We start from the raw sequence: 17,864 nt of genomic DNA, 5'->3' as shown, positions 1-17,864 counted from the left end.
ACTGGTACTATTATAGGAGATTTAGGTAACATTTGAGAAAATCGATGTAAAGTTTTTAGTTCCAAATATTGTAAAGTTTATTCCTGCCTTAAACAATTTAAGAAAACCTTTAAAAGATATTACTGATAACACAACCCACGTGACAATGCTGCTGAATAAAAGAGTATTGACTCCTACTGTGATTATTTCTTATTCATAAGAGATTCATCGCAAGAGCGAAGCACTGTATTTAACTGGAAGATGAAAAATTCATAAATTCAGGACTTTGTCCTTAGATATACAATACAAAATTTTGATTATTTTTTTTAGAGGGTCATTGATATTGTGTTTAGCATTTCGAATTTTTTTTGAATTTAATCACCTCTTTCATCGTTGGATGGTTGGAAATATGTTAGTCAAGTAATGGAAATATAGATTATTAATACATATACTCAAAAAAACAGCAATGGTGTATCTAACTATATATTTTCTAACCTGATAGTTCTATAATTGACAGAAAGGGTTGAAACATGGATTTGAATAATACAAAAAAATCTGAAGAGTATAGTCAAAATTCTCAAAAATTATTAGAAAAATTTAAAGTCTGTGTGGGCGATGAGGTACGGATTATCACAAGTAAAGAAGGGTTTTCTGGAATTATTTTACCTCGATACGAAACTTTTAGTGACAAATACATTGTGTTAAAATTAAAGAGTGGTTATAATATAGGTATAGATATCAATCATATTGAAAAAATTGAGGCAATACAAATTAATTCATCAACTAACAAGTTGAGCCCAAATCCACAGATTCAAAATCTTTCTGATATGTCTAATTCTATCTCATATCAGGGGATATCTTTACAATCAACTTCTTCCAAGCAAAATCGATATATCTTTGACAGAATTGAATCCAAACCTCATTCTAAAACGTTACCTAGAATACTATTGATTAGCACAGGTGGTACAATAGCAAGTAAGATTGATTATAGAACTGGGGGAGTGACATCTCTATTGAGCGCATCAGAATTATATGGCGCCTTTCCAGAATTAGAAAACCATGGCTATATTTACCCAGAATTTTTATTGAATGAATATAGTGAAAATATAACTCCAGATCATTGGACAATTATAGCACAGCGTATTTCACAGGCAGTTACAAAAGAACATTTTGATGGTATTATTATTTCACACGGAACTGATACTTTGCATTATACTTCTTCAGCTCTAAGTTTTGCTCTTAAGAACATACCAATTCCCGTTATTTTAGTTGGCTCTCAGCGTTCTTCAGATAGGCCTTCATCTGATGCCTTTAGTAACTTAGTGGGTGCAATTCGCTTTATTAAAGACTCAAAATATTCTGGAATCTTTGTCTGCATGCACCATAATACTTCCGATGAAGTTATTGCGTGTCATTTGGGAACTAGAGTGCGAAAAAATCACACAAGTAAACGTGATGCATTCAAATCACTTGACTCACTTCCTTTTGCTTTAATTGATCAAAAGGGTGAAATAAAATATAATGATATTTTACACAAAGATCTCATAAAACGCAAGGAAACTTTAAAGAATTTTGCACCAAGAACAACTTTTGATGATAAAGTGTTTCTCCTTAAATTTTATCCCGGTCTTAATCCTTCATTTCTTGAGGCATTTTTGAACTTAGATTACAAGGTAATTATCCTAGAAGGTACCGGATTAGGACACATAAACAAAGCTTGCTTTCCCATAATATCAAAATTAATAAATTGTGGGATCTTTGTTTTTATGACATCCCAGTGTATTTTTGGAAGGGTACAAATGACTGTTTATGATACTGGGCGCGATCTATTGGGTTTAGGGGTGATACCGCTTTCTAACATGGGACCCGAAACAGCAGTTGTCAAAGCCATGTGGGCATTGCACAATAGCTCAGGTCCTTCGGATTTCATCAGGATAATGACAGTCGACTACGCATATGAAATGTCTACTGCTTTACCGTTAGTGTCGTTGAAGAGTGAGTGAGAGGAATAAACTATGAGTTTAGAACTAGATAACTTAAATGTAAAAGTGGGATTTGAAATACATCAACAATTAAAGACTTTGTCAAAATTGTTTTGTGACTGCAGCAGCAAAGGTTCAGATGATGAATATGATTTTCATTTCATCCGTGTTTTGAGACCCACAAGGAGTGAGCTGGGTGATTTTGATAGGGCAGCACTATTTGAACACGCAAAAATGAGTTCAATCAAATACTACTCAAAGATAGGGTATAGTTGTTTGGTAGAAGCTGATGAAGAGCCACCACACAACGTAAATAGGGATGGGCTAGAGACTGCATTGTTATTTTCCCTTGCTCTTCATTCTAATATCGTCGACGAAATACATGTGATGAGAAAACTGGTCATCGATGGATCTAACGTAAGTGGCTTTCAACGAACAATGTTGGTTTCAACCGGTGGATATTTGGAAGTGGAGAATTTTAAGAACGTGGGAGTCCAAGCTATTTGTTTAGAGGAAGATGCTGCCAAGTTAATCTCAACCAGTTCCAAACAAAAAGAATATGGTCTCGATCGCCTTGGAATTCCGCTAGTAGAAATAGCATTAGAACCCATCTCTGGTACACCAGATGAAATCGTAAATGTTGCGCTTACCCTCGGTCGATTACTTCGTAGTAGTAAGAAGGTAACAAGGGGAATTGGCAGTATAAGACAAGATGTGAATATCTCTGTCAATGGTGGCCAAGTCGTAGAAGTCAAAGGGGTGCAGCAATTGACTCATCTAGTAAAAGTGTTAGATTATGAGACAAAAAGACAGTATGGTATGATAAAGATTGCAGAAGAATTAAAAAAAAGGAATATTGATGATTCGCTTTTTGGCGACAAAATTGTTGATGTTACACATATTTTTTCAAAATCGCATTCAAATGTTATTAAAAAAATACTAAAAGAATCTGATCCTGTCATTCAATGTATCAGATTCAATAGACTAAGAGGATTAATTGGATATGAACCAGTTAAGGGTATTAGAATGGGAAAAGAATTAGGAGAATTTGTTAGGTTCTTTGGCTTTGGAGGTCTATTTCATTCAGATGAATTGCCTAATTATGGTATTACGGATGATGACATAAAAAGCATTGAGAAATTGCTTGACATATCTTCGAAGGATGATTCAGCTTTTATTCTAATTGGAGGTAATAAAAATAAAATAAATAATGTTATAGATCCACTAATTAATAGGATAATTCTGTTTAAGGAAGGTGTTCAAGCAGAAACGCGTTCAGTTACCAACGATGGTACTACTGTTTTTTCCAGACCAAGACCTGGTTCGTCTCGAATGTATCCTGAAACTGATATAATGCCTATTCCTATTGATGCTAAAATCATTAATAATTTGAAAGAGAAGACACCCATTGCTTGGAATGAGCTGATCAAAAGGATTATGCAAAAATATGGTTTAAATAAAAAACTATCAGAACAGATATTCGATTCTGACTATTACGACTTGTTTGAAATCATAGTTAATTCAAACTCTCAGACATCAGTCTCTTCCATATCGCCAACATTTATTGCTTCAAAATTGACCGAGGATATTGTAAGTCTATCTCGAAATAATCTTGATAAGAGTCTAATGACTAATGAAATGATAGTCGACATCTTTGAAAGACTCGAAAAAGGCTTGATTGCTAAAGAATCGGTGATTCTGATTTTTGAAAAGTTAATGAAAAACGAATCTAAATCTGTACAGGAAGCTATTGATTCTCTAAATCTAACTAAAATGAACGATTCCGAAATGTATTCTATATTGGACAAGGTGTTTGATGAAAATATTAAAACAATTAGAGAAAAAGGAGATAATTCTTTAGGAGTCCTTATGGGCAAAAGCATGGCTATTTTAAGAGGAAAGGTAGATGGTAGTAAGATTAGTGATTATTTAAAGAATAAATTAGAACAATTCCTTAAAGAAGGATCCTAGTTAACTTTGACTCGTACACCCAAATCAATTAAAAGCCATTATGTTGATTCATTTGCCGTAAATTTAGAAAATCTCAAATCTATCTTATTTTTCCACAATATTTCAAGTTCCGAATCAGACAAGGTGACGCAATTGATTTCTAAAACTTATAATCAAAAGATGGATTTTATTTTGGAACAATGTGGCGATGATTGGACCAAATTGGAGTCATTTTCTTCTCCTTTGATTATATTTGTTCAATGTATAGGTGAATTGCTAGATGTGAAGCCTTCAAGCATTTCTGCAGACTGTAGGTTTATTTTAAATTCATTCGTAAAAACAATAGAATCATGGATGATTTGGTAATTTTAGCTTTAAGACTAATTATAATTGCAGTATATTGAGAGTTTTACTATGAAATCAGAATAATTCTTGTAGCTTATTTGTAATATTTGTAATTATTGTAAATGAGTATATAAGTATGTACGCTATGTCTTTTTTTGTGTTAGGCTAAAAAAATATTAGTGAGCGTGCGGTGGTGGTGCACTACCTTTTGACAATTCTTCATTGAATGTTCCTGATGCCTTTTCATGGAATTCGAGTGCAGATTGGTCTACCTTAATTGCTTGAGGAGGACAAACAGATACACACGCCATACACCAGATACAATCATGTTCTCTGATTGGATCTGCTTTATCGGTATAATCTTTTCTTTCTTCTTTTTCTGAAGAACCAGTACCTTCGAAATCTACATTAATTGCTTCTTTAGCTGGCACATCATGCTCAGTTCTATACCATTGGAAGACTTGTACAGGACATGCTTCAATACATGCTCCATCTGCTACACATGAGTCCCAGTCGACTGCAACCATTGTTCCACTTACACCTAAAGGACCTATCTCTTCTCCTCTTGCCTCGAATGCTTCTTTGACTTCTGGGTTTTCTGCAGCTTCTTTTAGTGAACCTGGACCCCATCTATAATGGAAATGTTCACCGTCTGAGCTTTTTATCTTTCCAATTACTTGATGATTGTTTGGAAAATCTGGATCGATTGGCATATTTTTTTGCAGTGGTATTTGATCTTCTATAATATATAAATCATGTGTAGAAATTTTTGTTTAATTCCTCATGTATTTATATTTTCTACAAAATTAGGCTTGACTATCTACTAGTATATCTTCCAAAAATGTTATTTGTTTGAAATGGAAAAGGATTTGAATTTTTCTTTAGCCTTTAGTGCCTACTAATTGGATATATTGATAAGCTTCTGTATCATTATCGAAAGCAAAATGTACCTTTTGGAAGTTTTTCTTAAACTCCACTACTTCCTTCAAAACTTTAGATGGATCTTTTTTATCAATAACTACCTTTTTAATGAAGGTTGCTATTTCTTGCATTTCGTTTTCTTTCATTCCTAGTCGGGTTACTTCTGGAACTCCTATTCTAACTCCGCTTGGATGGAAGTAATTTCTACCTTCTTTTATATCGCCAGGCAATAACTGTCTGTTTAATATTATATTGCATTTTTCTAGATCCTTTTCAATATTTCCTCCATCACCGTAGTTAGACACATCTACAGCTAATTGATGGGATTCTGTGTATCCACGTTTTTCGCCCAATACTTTAAAGCCGTAATTTGCCAATGAATATGCCAACATCTTGGCATTCTTTATTACTTGTTTTGCATATTCCTCTGCAAATTCTAAGGCCTCTGCTAAAGCTATAGCTTTTCCAGCTACATGATGAAGATGATGACTGCTGGTATTTCCAGGAAATATGGCTTTTTTAATTGGTTCAGCGTATTTCTCGACAGAAACTATTATGCCTCCTTGGGGCCCCCACAATGTTTTGTGAGAACTCATGGTCATGGAATCAGCCCCTTCTCGTAGAGGATCTTGAAATTGTCCGCCTGCAATCAATCCAGCAACATGAGCCCCATCATAATTGATGTAGATATTCTTTTCATGAAGGTAATCCGATAATTCCTTTACAGGATGGGGAAACAGAAAAAGGCTTCCACCAAACATGGCTATTTTGGGGGGTCTTCCATTATTGATGAGAGTGTCTATTTTCTTTTTTGTTTCTTCAACGTCTATAGTCATGTTTTCTTTGGAAAAGGGAAAATGTTCAATAGTCAAACCATGTACCAATCCCGCAGTTCCAGAGTGCTCTTTCTTTCCATGAGAAATGTGTCCTCCAGTAGGAATTGAAGATGCTATCATTGTATCTCCAGGATTTGAGAAAGCTGAATAGATTGCTAAATTTGCCACCACTCCTGAAGTAGCTCTGCAATCTGCAAACTCTGCTTTAAATACTAATTTGGCCAAATCATTGCAAATATTCTCAACCTGATCAATATATGTACAACCTGCGTATACTCTTTCTCCCGGCCAGCCTTCTGCATATCTATTTCCAAAATCTGAAGCTACTGCCTCTCTTACTGCAGGACTAGGAATGTTTTCACTAGCTATGAGTGGAATGGAGCTATTAAACCAATTATGATGTTCTTTAATTAATTTTAAAATATTATCTTGAGCCTCTTTTCCTTTCAACATAGTTTTTTTTGTAATTATTACTTATATAAAATATCGTAATCTTGTCAAATGGTAAATTTTAGTGCTTATTATTAAGGTAATTATAACAATAATTTTATACTACATGTATTTTATCTACTCATGCAGAAGGTTAATCAGATGGAAGGATATTGTGTTAAATGCAAAGCAAAAAGAGAAATGAAAGATGAAAAACAGGTAACCATGAAGAATGGACGACCTGCAACTCAAGGAATATGTACTGTATGTAATACAAAGATGTTTAAGATAGGAGGAAGTAAAAAATAATAAAAAAAGTAAGTTATATAGTTCCTATCAATTTGACTTGTTTTTTTATACTCTTTATATTGTTTTAATTCGAGTGAAAATATCTCATAATTGTTCTCGATAAAATCTCAAGATCGTGAAATTGAAGCCACGGACTTTAATACTAATTCTGATAAAATTCCAAACAATAAGAGGTCTATTCATTATATTTTTATATATGAAATTTGATATTTTTTTTGCAGTAATGATGACAACCTTCTAGCTCTGAACTGTTTTATATTGATTAGTGGCTCATTATAGAATTAATGAGTGAGTCAGGGGATGGGTTCGAGCGACCTAATTGGGATGCCTATTTTATGATACAAGCTATCTTGGCTAAATTAAGATCAAATTGCTTAACCCGGCAAATTGGGGCAGTAATTGTAAAAAACAATAGGCAAATATCTACTGGCTATAATGGAACTCCTTCTGGATTTCTCAATTGTTATGAAGGGGGATGCAAACGATGTTCTGACCGTGTAAAGGGCTCCATAAAATCCGGGGAGGGATTAGAAAGATGCATTTGTGTTCATGCCGAGGCTAATGCTATTATGCAGTGTGTTATGTTTGGGAATGCTGGAAGTACAAGAAATGCTACTCTATATTCTACTCTCTCACCTTGCATAGAATGTAGCAAGATGGCGATTACTGTAGGAATAGATCGAGTTGTAATTTTATCAAAGTATTCAGAGGATGGAACACAGATTTTAGAAGAGGGTGGCATAAAAATTGTTGAGATGAATCAACACAAACTCGAATTTTGGACAAAGAAATTATTTGGACAAGTGTAGGGAATTTGTTTGGGTAATTTGACGTGTAATTTATCTCTGCCATAAGATCTGGATTATTAATAATGATGATAACAGCCGTTAATAATATAATACTGCAAATACGTTATCCTGATACATTGATTTTTGATATCTGCTATTTGATTTATATTATTTAAAAGAAAAGTAAAAACAAAAACAAAAACAAAAACAAAAAATAATTAAAACTAAAATTAAAAACTATTGATATTAAAGTGAACTAGAACAAAAACAAAAAAAAATTTAAGGAACTGATCTGCTGTAGAGTTTTCCTTCTAATGCTAGTTTGTACATTTCTGCTACGTATGGATTTCTGGCAGGCGTTTCCGCACCAAGCTCCACCAAACGTGCGTATACTCTAACTACATAGGCTAATGCACCCATGAAAGCTACGACTACACCCATGTTGAACATCCAGTGGTTAGGTACTGAGAATATTTCTTCTACAAACCAGAAGTGCCACATTTCGTTGATACCAATTGTGAACATGGTTGCCAAATAACCGATAATGGTTATCTTCAGACCTGTGTTCATTGAATTGTTTGGTCCTCTTAAAACTGGTACTCTTCTGTCGTACATTGCTACAAATCCCCAACCTAATGGTAATGCAATAAAGTGGCTGTATAACCACCAGTGAGCAGGTGTGAATGCACTGTCTCTGATTGCTGTTTGATGAAGTGATCCATCAACAAAGTTATCAACTTCTACTGATGCAGCAATAGATCCTAGCATGATGACCATTAAGTAGATCTTTTTCAGTCTTTGAATTTCTACTTCCTTTGGAATTAATGCTGGCATTTGTGCCATATATCTTCAATCTATCTTCATTGATCTACTATATAAGATATTTAATAAAGAAATTATAAACTATACGGTAGTTTTATATGTAATTAATATTATTACCTCTATTTTATTAAATAATTATTATAATATTATCGCCTATAGAAATTATTTGAAGTTAAACATCAGTGATAAACGTGTATGATTATAGAGTCCAAACGATAAATAGTTAGTGACCTGCAAATTTATAAACACATGGATAAACCATTCATCTTTTTTGACCTGGGACAGACGCTAATTGATGAATGGAACTATGTGTCCTATTTTGACAATCTTTTGTTTATGACGTTAAATGATTATGGTGCAAGAATAGATCACAGGAATTACATTGCTTTGCGTAATAATCTGATCCTAGAAAGAAAGTTTGGATCTTCAGGATTTATGGAGCTGGTGTCTTTAATGGCTAGATTAACTCTGCCAATTGGATATGACATCACAATTAATGAAAGATTGAAAGATGATTTATTAAAAAACAAGAGGAAGCTAGTCAACTTATTCAAAGATGTTCAGGAAATCATACCACAACTTTCTAAAGATTTTTCATTAGGTATTATAAGTAATAATTCATCCGGATCTGCGAATTTGTTAATACAGCATGGCTTGGACAAGTATTTTGAAATTGTCTGTTTATCAGAGAATATAGGCATCCGTAAACCAGATCATAAAATTTTTCAAAAGGCTTTAGTTGAATCTAAATCTAACATTAATGATTGTATAATGGTTGGCGATAGACTCGATATTGATATTTTACCAGCTAATGAACTTGGAATGATGACCATTCGTACTTTAGATTCCTTGTATAAGATTCAAACACCATTAAATGAAAATGAATATCCAAAGTTTACTATAGGTTCTGTAAATGAACTACCTCTTCTGTTATCAAGTTTTATTTAACTTGATTGTATCTCTGCAGTTATTTTTCTCCAATTTTCGTCGAGCTCCTCTGATTTAATATCTTTCTTGTCAAATAATGAGTGAATCGGCCTGTTTTTTCTAGACTGTGAAGCTGGAATAATATGAATATGAAAGTGTGGGATTTCTTGACCAGCATCCTTGCCATTGTGAATACTAATTAATGCCGAACTGGCTTCCATTGCCCTTTCTATTTTTTCTGTTAAAAAATGAAGATTACTAAAAATATCATTATTCTCTTGTGGGCTCAAATCCTGGATTTTAGATTTGTGGGATTTTGAAATCACCAAACAATGACCTTCTTTCAGAGGAAATGCGTCTAAGATTCCTATTGAATGCTCTGTTTCGTGTATTTTCCGAGACTTTATTGTTCCTTTTATTATTTCACAAAATACGCATTTATTATTACTCATTGTATTTTTTTCATATTTGCATAATAAATAACTATTACCACATTCGATAGCCAAGATTAATTAATTTGAAAAAAAAAAATTAAACATGCAAAAAACCTTGACCCATGAAGGACCATTAATTGCCATCATGATGAATGAAAATATTGCAAAATGCCTAAGCGATCCACATAGACTAAAAATTTTAGATTTTTTATACCACAAAAGTCTTTCAACTAGGGAGTTATTTGAATTATTGAAAAAAGCGAAATTCGATATCGCAATGACTACGTTAAGACATCATATATCAATGTTGAAGAAAAACGATCTTATAAGTATCAAGAGGACTAAACAAGTTAAAGGCACATTGGAAAAATACTACAAGTCTAATGTTAAAATACTTGCTTACGAAAATTATCCTTTTCTAACATTTGCAAAGGATAACAAGGAGCTTGTCAGATCACTTTATCCGAAATTTTATAAGATGTTAAAAAAACTCTTGTTAAATGAAAAGGAGCTTGTTTCTATTATTTTTTCAGACATCTATTCAAGATGTAAGATTTGTAAAAGTTATCATTATGCTGAATATCTTTTTTTGATGTTTGTGAATATGGTACTTGCAAAAATAGTACGAAAACTACTAAAATCGATTCTACCAGCTACGCATTAGCACATTTGCATTGTGAATGTCTATAATATATCACAACCGGGTAAATTTGAGAGAATGGACATACCTTACCTTCTTGAGATCTCCGTTTGCCTTTTTCAAAATTTATCCCGTAATACAAAATTAGTACCATGTATCGATCTCCTCTTCCGTTGAGCATTATTATAAATAACAAAAAGCAGTAATTCATCCATGGCGCCTTTTCTTCTCCTCAGGAATGTTAGCAAGAGTTTTCCTGTTCAAAATAATTTATCAAATCTCTTTTCCAAAGTCAAATCAAATAAAAAGGTTATAGATGATGTTTCTTTGGAAGTTAACAAAGGAGAAGTACTAGTATTAGCTGGCGAATCTGGTTCCGGAAAGACTACTTTGGCAAAACTAATCATGGGTGCATTGACACCTGACCACGGTGCCATATATTTTGAAGGGGAAGATATACAAATTTTGAAGAAGAGAAAAAATTATTACTCTTTGGTACAAATGATTCACCAAGATCCATATAGTTCTCTTAATCCGCATATGAAGATTAGAGATATTGTAATGGAACCTCTGAAAATACATGGGAAGGGTCTAAATAGAAGTGAAAAGGAGGAAAAAGTACGAACTGCATTAAGTAGAGTTAGACTTGAACCTGTGGATGAGATTTTGGACAAATATCCAACATTGCTTTCCGGTGGTCAAAGACAACGTGTTTCAATAGCTAGATCTATCGTGAAAGATCCAAAATTGATTATAGCAGATGAGCCAGTATCGATGCTAGATATTTCCGTTAGAGCTGAAATACTCTCGTTGATAAATGATTTGAGAAAATCACTAAATATCTCTATTATTTATATAACTCACGACCTTGCAACATCACGATTTATAGGTGATAGAATTGGTATAATGTATGCAGGAAATATAATAGAATACGGAGATATAGATGAAGTATTGCAAAATCCACTACATCCATATACCCTTATGTTACTAGATGCAGTTTCGTATAACCTTACTCAATCCAAATTTTATAAAGGCTATTTGGAACCCAATGTAACTAGTTTTCCATCGAGAGGATGCAAATTTTACAATAGATGTAAAGTATCTACTCAAGAATGCACTCAAGACATAAAACAATTTCATATAAACAAAAAACATTCTGTTTCTTGTTTTTACTATAAAAATGTCGCTTGATGTTAAATTGAATTAAAATGATATTTTCCTATGATTTAACCACAATATTTCCAAATCAAATTTCAAGCAATAAAATTTGTATTCATACTTTACTATCGTCTATTAAATGATTAAAAGTTACTGAGCCTCTAGCTTTACCTTACTTGGATGATTATACTTTACCACTTGAGATATTCCATTTCTTGGGTAGACCCCAAAAATGAGATCCGATTTTGCAACTGTAGAATCCTTGAGAGTGACCATTATTATTTGATTGTTCACAGATCTAAGTAAAAGTATTTTTGATAATCTGTCTGTATTTTGGGCATCAAGGTGAGCATCCACTTCGTCCATTAAATAGAATGGAGATGGTTTGAGTGATTGCAAAGCCAACAAAAACACTATCGCTGCCATGGTTTTTTCGCCTCCGGATAATGAAGTGGATTCTCTTGCAGGTTTGTTAGGAAATTGTACCATCAACAAAATTCCACCTGAAAAAATATTCTCTGGGTCTTCTAATTCCAACCATGCATTACCTCCGGTAATATCAGAAAATGTTTTTCTTATATCGTCATCCACTTTTCTAAATGCCTCTGTAAACTGATTTTCTTTTTCCTTTGCAATCTCTTCGATGAATTTAACTATCGAGTTTCTTTCTTCTTCAAGTTGATTTCTTTTATCTGACAGACCTCTATATCCATCTATGATTTCCTGATATGTTTCATCAGCTCTAAAGTTTACATTTTCTTTGATTTTTTCATATTCTTCCTTTAATCCGTGATAAAGTTCATCTACATTGAAACTTTCTAACAAAGATTTGTGGCCCAATCTTAAAAGCTCATTATTTAGATCTGAGGATTGATTCTCCAAGTCAACAATGTCTTTTCGTAGAAATCCCAAATCTTTGTCTAGCTGATTAGATTCTTTGTTGATTCTTTTTTCTTGTTCGGCAAGCCCTCTAGCCAATTTTTCATATTCTTGTATTTTTGTATAAATCAAACTGGTTGACTGAATCATTTCGTCTTCTTTTTGTCTTAAGATTTTCATCTCTTCTTCGATCTTTTGTCCTTCACTTACAGCCGTCTCGAGAACTCTTTTTTTTTCAGTTTTTTCCAGTTGGATATTCTCTATCTCACCGATCATTTTTTTTTGTAAACGTGTGGTGTTTTCTAAATTATTTTTCGCCATAGAATGCATTAATTTGAGTTGATTTAGCTTGTTGTTGTTATGATCAATCTCAATAGCAATTTTGTTTTTTTCTTCCTCTATTCTCTCTAATCCTTTCTGATCAATTCTTTCCTCTATTCTCTTTCTTTCTAAATCGATTTTGTCAATGCTATTTGTAATGATCTTTAATCTTCTTTCAAAATGTTTGAATTCAGAAAATGTTTTTTCAATATGATTACTGTGACTATTATTTATCCCAAATAGTTGGATCATATTTTTGCGATTTAAAGATAATGTACCTTCTGCTTCCTCTATTTTTCTCATGATATTAGACTTCTCCAAATTATATCTTTCTAGCTCCTTTTCTTTGGTTGACTTTGTACTGCCAAGATTATTTACTTCTTGATTTCGTTCTCTGATAAGTAACTTTAACTTATGAATATTACTCTTTAAATTTTCAATGGAATCTGACAGTAACAAATCTTTAGTGATATCCGCAATCTTTGATCCATAGTCAAACTGCATCAATGACAAATCCGGAAAAAATATTTCACCGGTAACAGATACAGCTTTTAGTCCTTTATTAGATAGCAAATATGCTGTCAATGGATTCTTTGCTAATACTATGTTTCCAAATAAAAATTCAGCCAAATTCGGTATTTTGCTACTTACAAAATCTGAAAGAATTCCAAGGATTGATGGGTTGTCTTCAATCATATTTATTTTATCACCAACTAGCAGTTCTTGTGGAATGATTTTAAGAAAATGTATATCTCGGTTTTTTGCAAATTCAGCGAGAATGATCATGCTTTTAATATCTTTTACCACAATCGCTTTCATCCATTCATTTCCGGATGCAATAATGGCCTTTTGATATTTTTCATTCCATGACAGCAAATTAAAAACATATCCTATAACTCCAAGTTCTTTAAAATCCTTGGATAAGGTTGCAATTGCGTAATCTTCTACCAAGCTATCCTTAGCAATTTTAATTTTCTCATCATATTTTATTATCACTTTTTCTGCATTTTCCAAGACATTCTTTGAAGCATTTGTCTCTCTTGATAGCTTTAGATGTCTCTTCTCTAAGTTTTCTTTTTCGATATTTAGATTGTTTAATTCGATATTCATGTCATTAATCTTTAAACGTGAAACATTTACTATTTCTTCGATTTGACTATTTTTTGTAAGTAGACTAAGTAATTGAATATCGTTTTCTCTTATTTTGGAAGAATAATTCTTTATATTCTCTTCTGCTCTGACAGTATTTATCTCAACTTTGCTCTTAATGGGTATCAATTTACCGATCCTTTTAGATAAGAAATTCTTGATATTGATTTCATCTGAATTCGATATTTTTATTTCGTTAATTTGTGAATTCTTTACATCAAGTTTCATGCGTAATTCATTCAGAATATCTTCTAGAGTATCAATTTCTGATTTTGAATTAATTATCTGTTCATCAAGTTCGTTTATTTTATTTTGTAGGATTTCTACTTCAGAGCGGTCTGTTCGTTCTTTTTGTACTAATTGGTTATAATGAAACTCTGTCTCTTTTATTATAGATCTATTTCTCTGATACTCAAAGTTTGTAACAGAGATTCTTTTTTCATGTTCTCCTTTCACTTTGGTCGAGGCATTTGCTTGAATCAGAAACTGTTCTTTTTCCCTGTTGATTTCTTCTATTTGGCTATTTATTTCTACCAATTTCCTTGATACCTCTGCATTTTTTTCATCTTTGATTCTTTGTTCCTCTTTGAGCTCAGCAATTTTCTTGGCTTTTCTATTGATGTTTTCGGACAGTCTGATAGCTTTTAGCCTATTAATTTCTGATTCTATTTGTGAGTATCTGAGTTGGTAGTTTCTTTCCTCTTCCAGTTCATCTATTCTATTTCTTACCTCACCCATCTTTGCTAAGGCTATTTCTAATCTTCTATCCGATTCTTCGAGTTGTTTATAGGCTTGGTCTTTTTTTTCATCAAAATATGACAGTCCTATAATATCTTCAATAATTTTTCTCCTGTCTTCCGAATTAAGCTCAGATATCCTTGTGATCATACCCTGCTGGACAATATTTAGCTTGTTTGGAGAAGCAACCACTATTTCCATTAACTCCAAAATATTACTTCTTGAAACTTTTTTTCTATTTAGGTAATATTGGCTTTCTCCTGTATTTCCTCCGGACATTTCCCTTGTTATAGTAACCAAATTGTCGTCTATCGGAATACCACGATCTTCATTATCAAAGGTTACACTGACTTTTACTGTTTTATTAGAGTTATTGCTCGATTCACTGTCATGAAACAGTGATTGAAATTTATCTACACGAAGTGCTTTAGGGCTGTTCTCTCCTAATGCAAATATTATGGCATCAAGGATATTGCTTTTGCCTGATCCATTTGGACCAGTGACTGCAATTAAACCTCTTTGAAAATTTAATGAAATATTCTTTGAACCAAATGATTTAAATCCAAAAACATCTAATTTTTTAATATAAACCAAAATTGTATTGTACTTAAATAGTCTCTTTAGTTATTATTTCTTTTTCTTTTAATTAAGCATTATTATCAAAACTGCCAAAATTATTACTATTAAAATTCCTGTTGTTGGTATTCTTATACAGGTTTTGAATTGTAATGATTTTAACAGGTCTACTATCAAATAATATCTCTGGATTATTTACTTTAGTCAAAATCATCTCGTTTGATTCAGTAATTTTGTAATCGTGTTCCGAAATTAAAGGAATTATCCTTTTAAGCTCTACATCATTTTCTATCACAATCTGAATTGTTCCTTCTTGACTCAATTTTGAGCTATACGCGGTTAGTAAGTTTCTTAATATATTTTCTCTGTTAATCATTTTTTTGGATTTGTCACAAAATAAAGTAATGATGAAATTATCCACGGCCTTATCTTTAATGAACGGTAGTATGTTTTCACTGTTACCTGGCAGAATTTCTAAATTGTCAATCTGGTGGCCCGCTAATTTTGACTGGGTGTTTATTATTTCATCTTTGTTTCTTACTATCGCTATATAATATTCATTCTTATTTTTTAGTGCATTAGTTATCAAAAAATCACAATTAATTGTCATGGCATCCATGTTTACCTTGTCATATTTTGTTTTTGCATTAAGAATCAAATTGTTTATCTTATTTGACGGATTTCCTTCGTGAAAGAATTGGTAAACGTTGTTCCATTTTTGTCTAAAAGCTTCAGGGAAATTCTTTCTTGTAATAATATCTTTAAACAATGATCCCTCTGAGAACAATGACAAGAATCGATCAGTTCTTGATACTGCCTCAACTATGGGAAAATCTAACTCCTCATATAATTTTACCACCCTGTTCCAAGCCAACAATGGATCTGAACTCAAATAAGTTACTGATAGATCAGCTAATGACAGGATCTCAGCAATTAAGTTGATCTTTTCTACAGAAATCTCTTCAACGTCAATTTCCTTTAATAATTGATTAAAATTGTTGTACGCATTTTCATTGTATGGATAGTCTGTTCTCCATATCAGCGCCTCAATTATTTTGCTCTCGGTCTTATTTGATTTCCCGTCTAACATTTCTGGATGTGTAGTAGCAAATTCCTTAGCAGGAACAAATGGTGATTCGTATTTTCTGAAGAACTTCCTTAATTCATCTGGACTTAGTTGAAAATACGCCTCATGAATTTTCCTTTTCTTAATTTCTGCCATTGTGCTTGCAACAGTAGGTACTCTTGAATATTTCAGATCATAATGCGAAGATGACCCCATTGCTGGATCATAATCATGCAATAATGCTGCAACTAGCATAATCTCATAGTCTTTATTTGTAATTGAATAGCCGTGTATTTCACTTGGTAGCATGTTCAAACTCATGTATGCTACTTCTAATGAATGATGTAAATTATGATATTCACTTGATCCTTCGCCTAATCCTAGTTTATCGTACTCTTTCTTTAGGAACTCCGTAATGGAGTATAATTTATCAAGTGATGTCTCTTTAATTCCAAGTGTTTTTGATTTAATTAGGATTGATTCGATTAAATAATCTAAAGGTAGCCTTGAAAGATTTTCATTAGTATATTGTATTTGTCGCTTTTTGGCACCTGGTAGGAATTCTTTTACCCTACCGTAAACTATTCTTATTGGTAAGCTTTTGTTTAAGTATGTATAAAGTGAAGTAAATATGCTTCCTGAATTCTTTAGTGCTGGCTTTTGATTGAAAATAATTTCATCAATTATTCTTGGTGTATTTTTGTTTACTTCAGATACTATGCTGGTAATGGTATTTATCTCTGATTGGGAGAAGATGTTGAATCTCTTGTACTCAGTATTCATTACCAGCCATTGTGGAATAACTATTTGAAATATCGACACATCTTCAGTTCTTGACCCGTTTTTATTTGTCATCTGATTACCATTGTCTGTCTTTTTTAGGATCGCAGTCACGTTGCCTTTTCCCATCTTAAATGGTAAATTGATGTCTTTTACAACTTCGAGTTTTACATTCTTATTTATTTTCTGCAATTCTAAGAAAAACTTCCAGTATTTACCTTTGTCAAGCCAGTGCGGAACTTCATTTTCTCTATCCCAAAAATCAACCAAGCTATGATAAACGTATCCGTCTTCCATTTGGTTTGTTTCAGGATTTAGTGTTTTGTAGTCATATTCTCCTATTAGCGGATCTAGTTTCCTACAAGAATTCCAAGTATTTCTGATCAATTTTGTGACAAATTCGAACTGCGAATGCGCCATAATGCCCCATATACATCCAAGTGCGCTAGTAATACTAAATAACAAATTGTTCCAATCTTCAAACCAATCAAATTTCTCATTTAAAACAAAATCAGATATTAGTGGAATAGCAAAAATCCCAGTAGAAATCATTGAAGCAAAAGATAAAGAGATAAAAAAGATACCGGCATAATCGTAATGCCTCAGGTTAAAAGTCCACTTCTTATACTTTGTAGAAGAACCTTTGGTGCTCAAGTCAATTTTCCACCCCAACCAAAAATTGGGCTCCATCTATTCTTTCGTGTATTGATATTTAAATAGATTTATTTTCTCATCTTTCTTATTAATGTTATTTTTAAAATGTTATTTATGATACCAAGAACTAGAGTGATTCTTTGTGTATTCTGTCAAAGTATGCCCTTTAGTAATGGTGTGA

At 32.7% G+C, this 17,864-nt stretch carries 14 protein-coding genes; 8 read left to right on the top strand and 6 right to left on the bottom strand.

The window, feature by feature from the left end:
- The first annotated feature begins 515 nt into the window (after positions 1-515).
- From gatD to F1Z66_RS05930, 3 genes are read left to right on the top strand one after another with little or no spacing between them, the layout of a single operon-like run.
- A complete protein-coding gene (gatD, locus tag F1Z66_RS05940) occupies positions 516-1,982 on the top strand; it encodes a Glu-tRNA(Gln) amidotransferase subunit GatD (protein WP_230207471.1) in 1,467 nt (488 codons plus the stop codon).
- A gap of 12 nt (positions 1,983-1,994) precedes the next feature.
- Entirely contained in the window at positions 1,995-3,932 is a 1,938-nt protein-coding gene (gene gatE, locus F1Z66_RS05935; RefSeq protein ID WP_149862692.1) for a Glu-tRNA(Gln) amidotransferase subunit GatE, read from the top strand.
- 6 nt (positions 3,933-3,938) lie between these two features.
- On the top strand, positions 3,939-4,277 hold the full coding sequence (locus F1Z66_RS05930) for a hypothetical protein (protein ID WP_149862691.1): 339 nt from the start codon (positions 3,939-3,941) through the stop codon (positions 4,275-4,277).
- A gap of 155 nt (positions 4,278-4,432) precedes the next feature.
- Here the strand turns inward: F1Z66_RS05930 and F1Z66_RS05925 are convergent, their stop codons facing one another.
- Together F1Z66_RS05925 and glyA are read right to left on the bottom strand one after the other, a co-directional pair.
- Entirely contained in the window at positions 4,433-4,969 is a 537-nt protein-coding gene (locus F1Z66_RS05925; protein ID WP_149862690.1) for a 4Fe-4S dicluster domain-containing protein, read from the bottom strand.
- 168 nt (positions 4,970-5,137) lie between these two features.
- On the bottom strand, positions 5,138-6,466 hold the full coding sequence (gene glyA, locus F1Z66_RS05920) for a serine hydroxymethyltransferase (RefSeq protein ID WP_149862689.1): 1,329 nt from the start codon (positions 6,464-6,466) through the stop codon (positions 5,138-5,140).
- 138 nt (positions 6,467-6,604) lie between these two features.
- Between glyA and F1Z66_RS15810 the strand changes: the two genes are divergently transcribed.
- Positions 6,605-6,751 carry a DUF5679 domain-containing protein gene (locus F1Z66_RS15810; RefSeq protein WP_195907490.1) on the top strand — a complete coding sequence of 49 codons (147 nt, stop codon included), beginning with the start codon at positions 6,605-6,607 and terminating at the stop codon, positions 6,749-6,751.
- Between the two features lie 284 nt (positions 6,752-7,035).
- Positions 7,036-7,560 (top strand): deoxycytidylate deaminase, encoded by a 525-nt coding sequence (locus tag F1Z66_RS05915; RefSeq protein ID WP_149862688.1) that lies wholly within the window; start codon positions 7,036-7,038, stop codon positions 7,558-7,560.
- Between the two features lie 258 nt (positions 7,561-7,818).
- Here the strand turns inward: F1Z66_RS05915 and F1Z66_RS05910 are convergent, their stop codons facing one another.
- Complete coding sequence (locus F1Z66_RS05910) at positions 7,819-8,382, bottom strand: methane monooxygenase/ammonia monooxygenase subunit C (protein WP_144732171.1); 564 nt, start codon at positions 8,380-8,382, stop codon at positions 7,819-7,821.
- 228 nt (positions 8,383-8,610) lie between these two features.
- On the opposite strand from F1Z66_RS05910, the gene F1Z66_RS05905 reads away from it, so the two are divergent.
- On the top strand, positions 8,611-9,309 hold the full coding sequence (locus F1Z66_RS05905) for an HAD family hydrolase (protein WP_149862687.1): 699 nt from the start codon (positions 8,611-8,613) through the stop codon (positions 9,307-9,309).
- Here the strand turns inward: F1Z66_RS05905 and F1Z66_RS05900 are convergent.
- Positions 9,306-9,740, bottom strand: coding sequence for an HIT family protein (locus F1Z66_RS05900; RefSeq protein WP_149862686.1), 435 nt, complete (start codon positions 9,738-9,740; stop codon positions 9,306-9,308). The two genes, F1Z66_RS05905 and F1Z66_RS05900, sit on opposite strands and share 4 nt — an antisense overlap.
- Before the next feature lie 85 nt (positions 9,741-9,825).
- Between F1Z66_RS05900 and F1Z66_RS05895 the strand changes: the two genes are divergently transcribed.
- Together F1Z66_RS05895 and F1Z66_RS05890 are read left to right on the top strand one after the other, a co-directional pair.
- On the top strand, positions 9,826-10,386 hold the full coding sequence (locus tag F1Z66_RS05895) for an ArsR/SmtB family transcription factor (protein ID WP_149862685.1): 561 nt from the start codon (positions 9,826-9,828) through the stop codon (positions 10,384-10,386).
- Between the two features lie 189 nt (positions 10,387-10,575).
- On the top strand, positions 10,576-11,553 hold the full coding sequence (locus F1Z66_RS05890) for an ABC transporter ATP-binding protein (RefSeq protein ID WP_149862684.1): 978 nt from the start codon (positions 10,576-10,578) through the stop codon (positions 11,551-11,553).
- A 117-nt stretch (positions 11,554-11,670) separates the two neighbouring features.
- Here F1Z66_RS05890 and F1Z66_RS05885 read toward each other — a convergent pair whose 3' ends face one another.
- Both F1Z66_RS05885 and F1Z66_RS05880 read right to left on the bottom strand, forming a co-directional pair.
- Entirely contained in the window at positions 11,671-15,201 is a 3,531-nt protein-coding gene (locus tag F1Z66_RS05885) for a chromosome segregation SMC family protein (RefSeq protein ID WP_159357623.1), read from the bottom strand.
- Between the two features lie 52 nt (positions 15,202-15,253).
- The gene (locus F1Z66_RS05880; RefSeq protein WP_149862682.1) at positions 15,254-17,683 is read right to left on the bottom strand and encodes an HD domain-containing protein; all 2,430 of its coding nucleotides are present in this window, start codon (positions 17,681-17,683) and stop codon (positions 15,254-15,256) included.
- Positions 17,684-17,864 lie beyond the last annotated feature (181 nt).

It is taken from the genome of Candidatus Nitrosocosmicus agrestis, from assembly GCF_008389435.1.
In the GTDB taxonomy this organism is placed as follows: domain Archaea; phylum Thermoproteota; class Nitrososphaeria; order Nitrososphaerales; family Nitrososphaeraceae; genus Nitrosocosmicus; species Nitrosocosmicus agrestis.
This window is presented reverse-complemented; position numbering and strand designations above follow the sequence as displayed.

What these genes read in the sequence shown, in the direction of transcription:
- F1Z66_RS05890 (WP_149862684.1), top strand. Translation starts at nt 10,576, where the DNA reads ATGGCGCCTTTTCTTCTCCTCAGGAATGTTAGCAAGAGTTTTCCTGTT.
- F1Z66_RS05905 (WP_149862687.1), top strand. Translation starts at nt 8,611, where the DNA reads ATGGATAAACCATTCATCTTTTTTGACCTGGGACAGACGCTAATTGAT.
- F1Z66_RS05925 (WP_149862690.1), bottom strand. Translation starts at nt 4,969, where the DNA reads ATGCCAATCGATCCAGATTTTCCAAACAATCATCAAGTAATTGGAAAG.
- F1Z66_RS05910 (WP_144732171.1), bottom strand. Translation starts at nt 8,382, where the DNA reads ATGGCACAAATGCCAGCATTAATTCCAAAGGAAGTAGAAATTCAAAGA.
- F1Z66_RS05915 (WP_149862688.1), top strand. Translation starts at nt 7,036, where the DNA reads ATGAGTGAGTCAGGGGATGGGTTCGAGCGACCTAATTGGGATGCCTAT.
- glyA (WP_149862689.1), bottom strand. Translation starts at nt 6,466, where the DNA reads ATGTTGAAAGGAAAAGAGGCTCAAGATAATATTTTAAAATTAATTAAA.
- F1Z66_RS05900 (WP_149862686.1), bottom strand. Translation starts at nt 9,740, where the DNA reads ATGAGTAATAATAAATGCGTATTTTGTGAAATAATAAAAGGAACAATA.
- gatE (WP_149862692.1), top strand. Translation starts at nt 1,995, where the DNA reads ATGAGTTTAGAACTAGATAACTTAAATGTAAAAGTGGGATTTGAAATA.
- F1Z66_RS05895 (WP_149862685.1), top strand. Translation starts at nt 9,826, where the DNA reads ATGCAAAAAACCTTGACCCATGAAGGACCATTAATTGCCATCATGATG.
- F1Z66_RS15810 (WP_195907490.1), top strand. Translation starts at nt 6,605, where the DNA reads ATGGAAGGATATTGTGTTAAATGCAAAGCAAAAAGAGAAATGAAAGAT.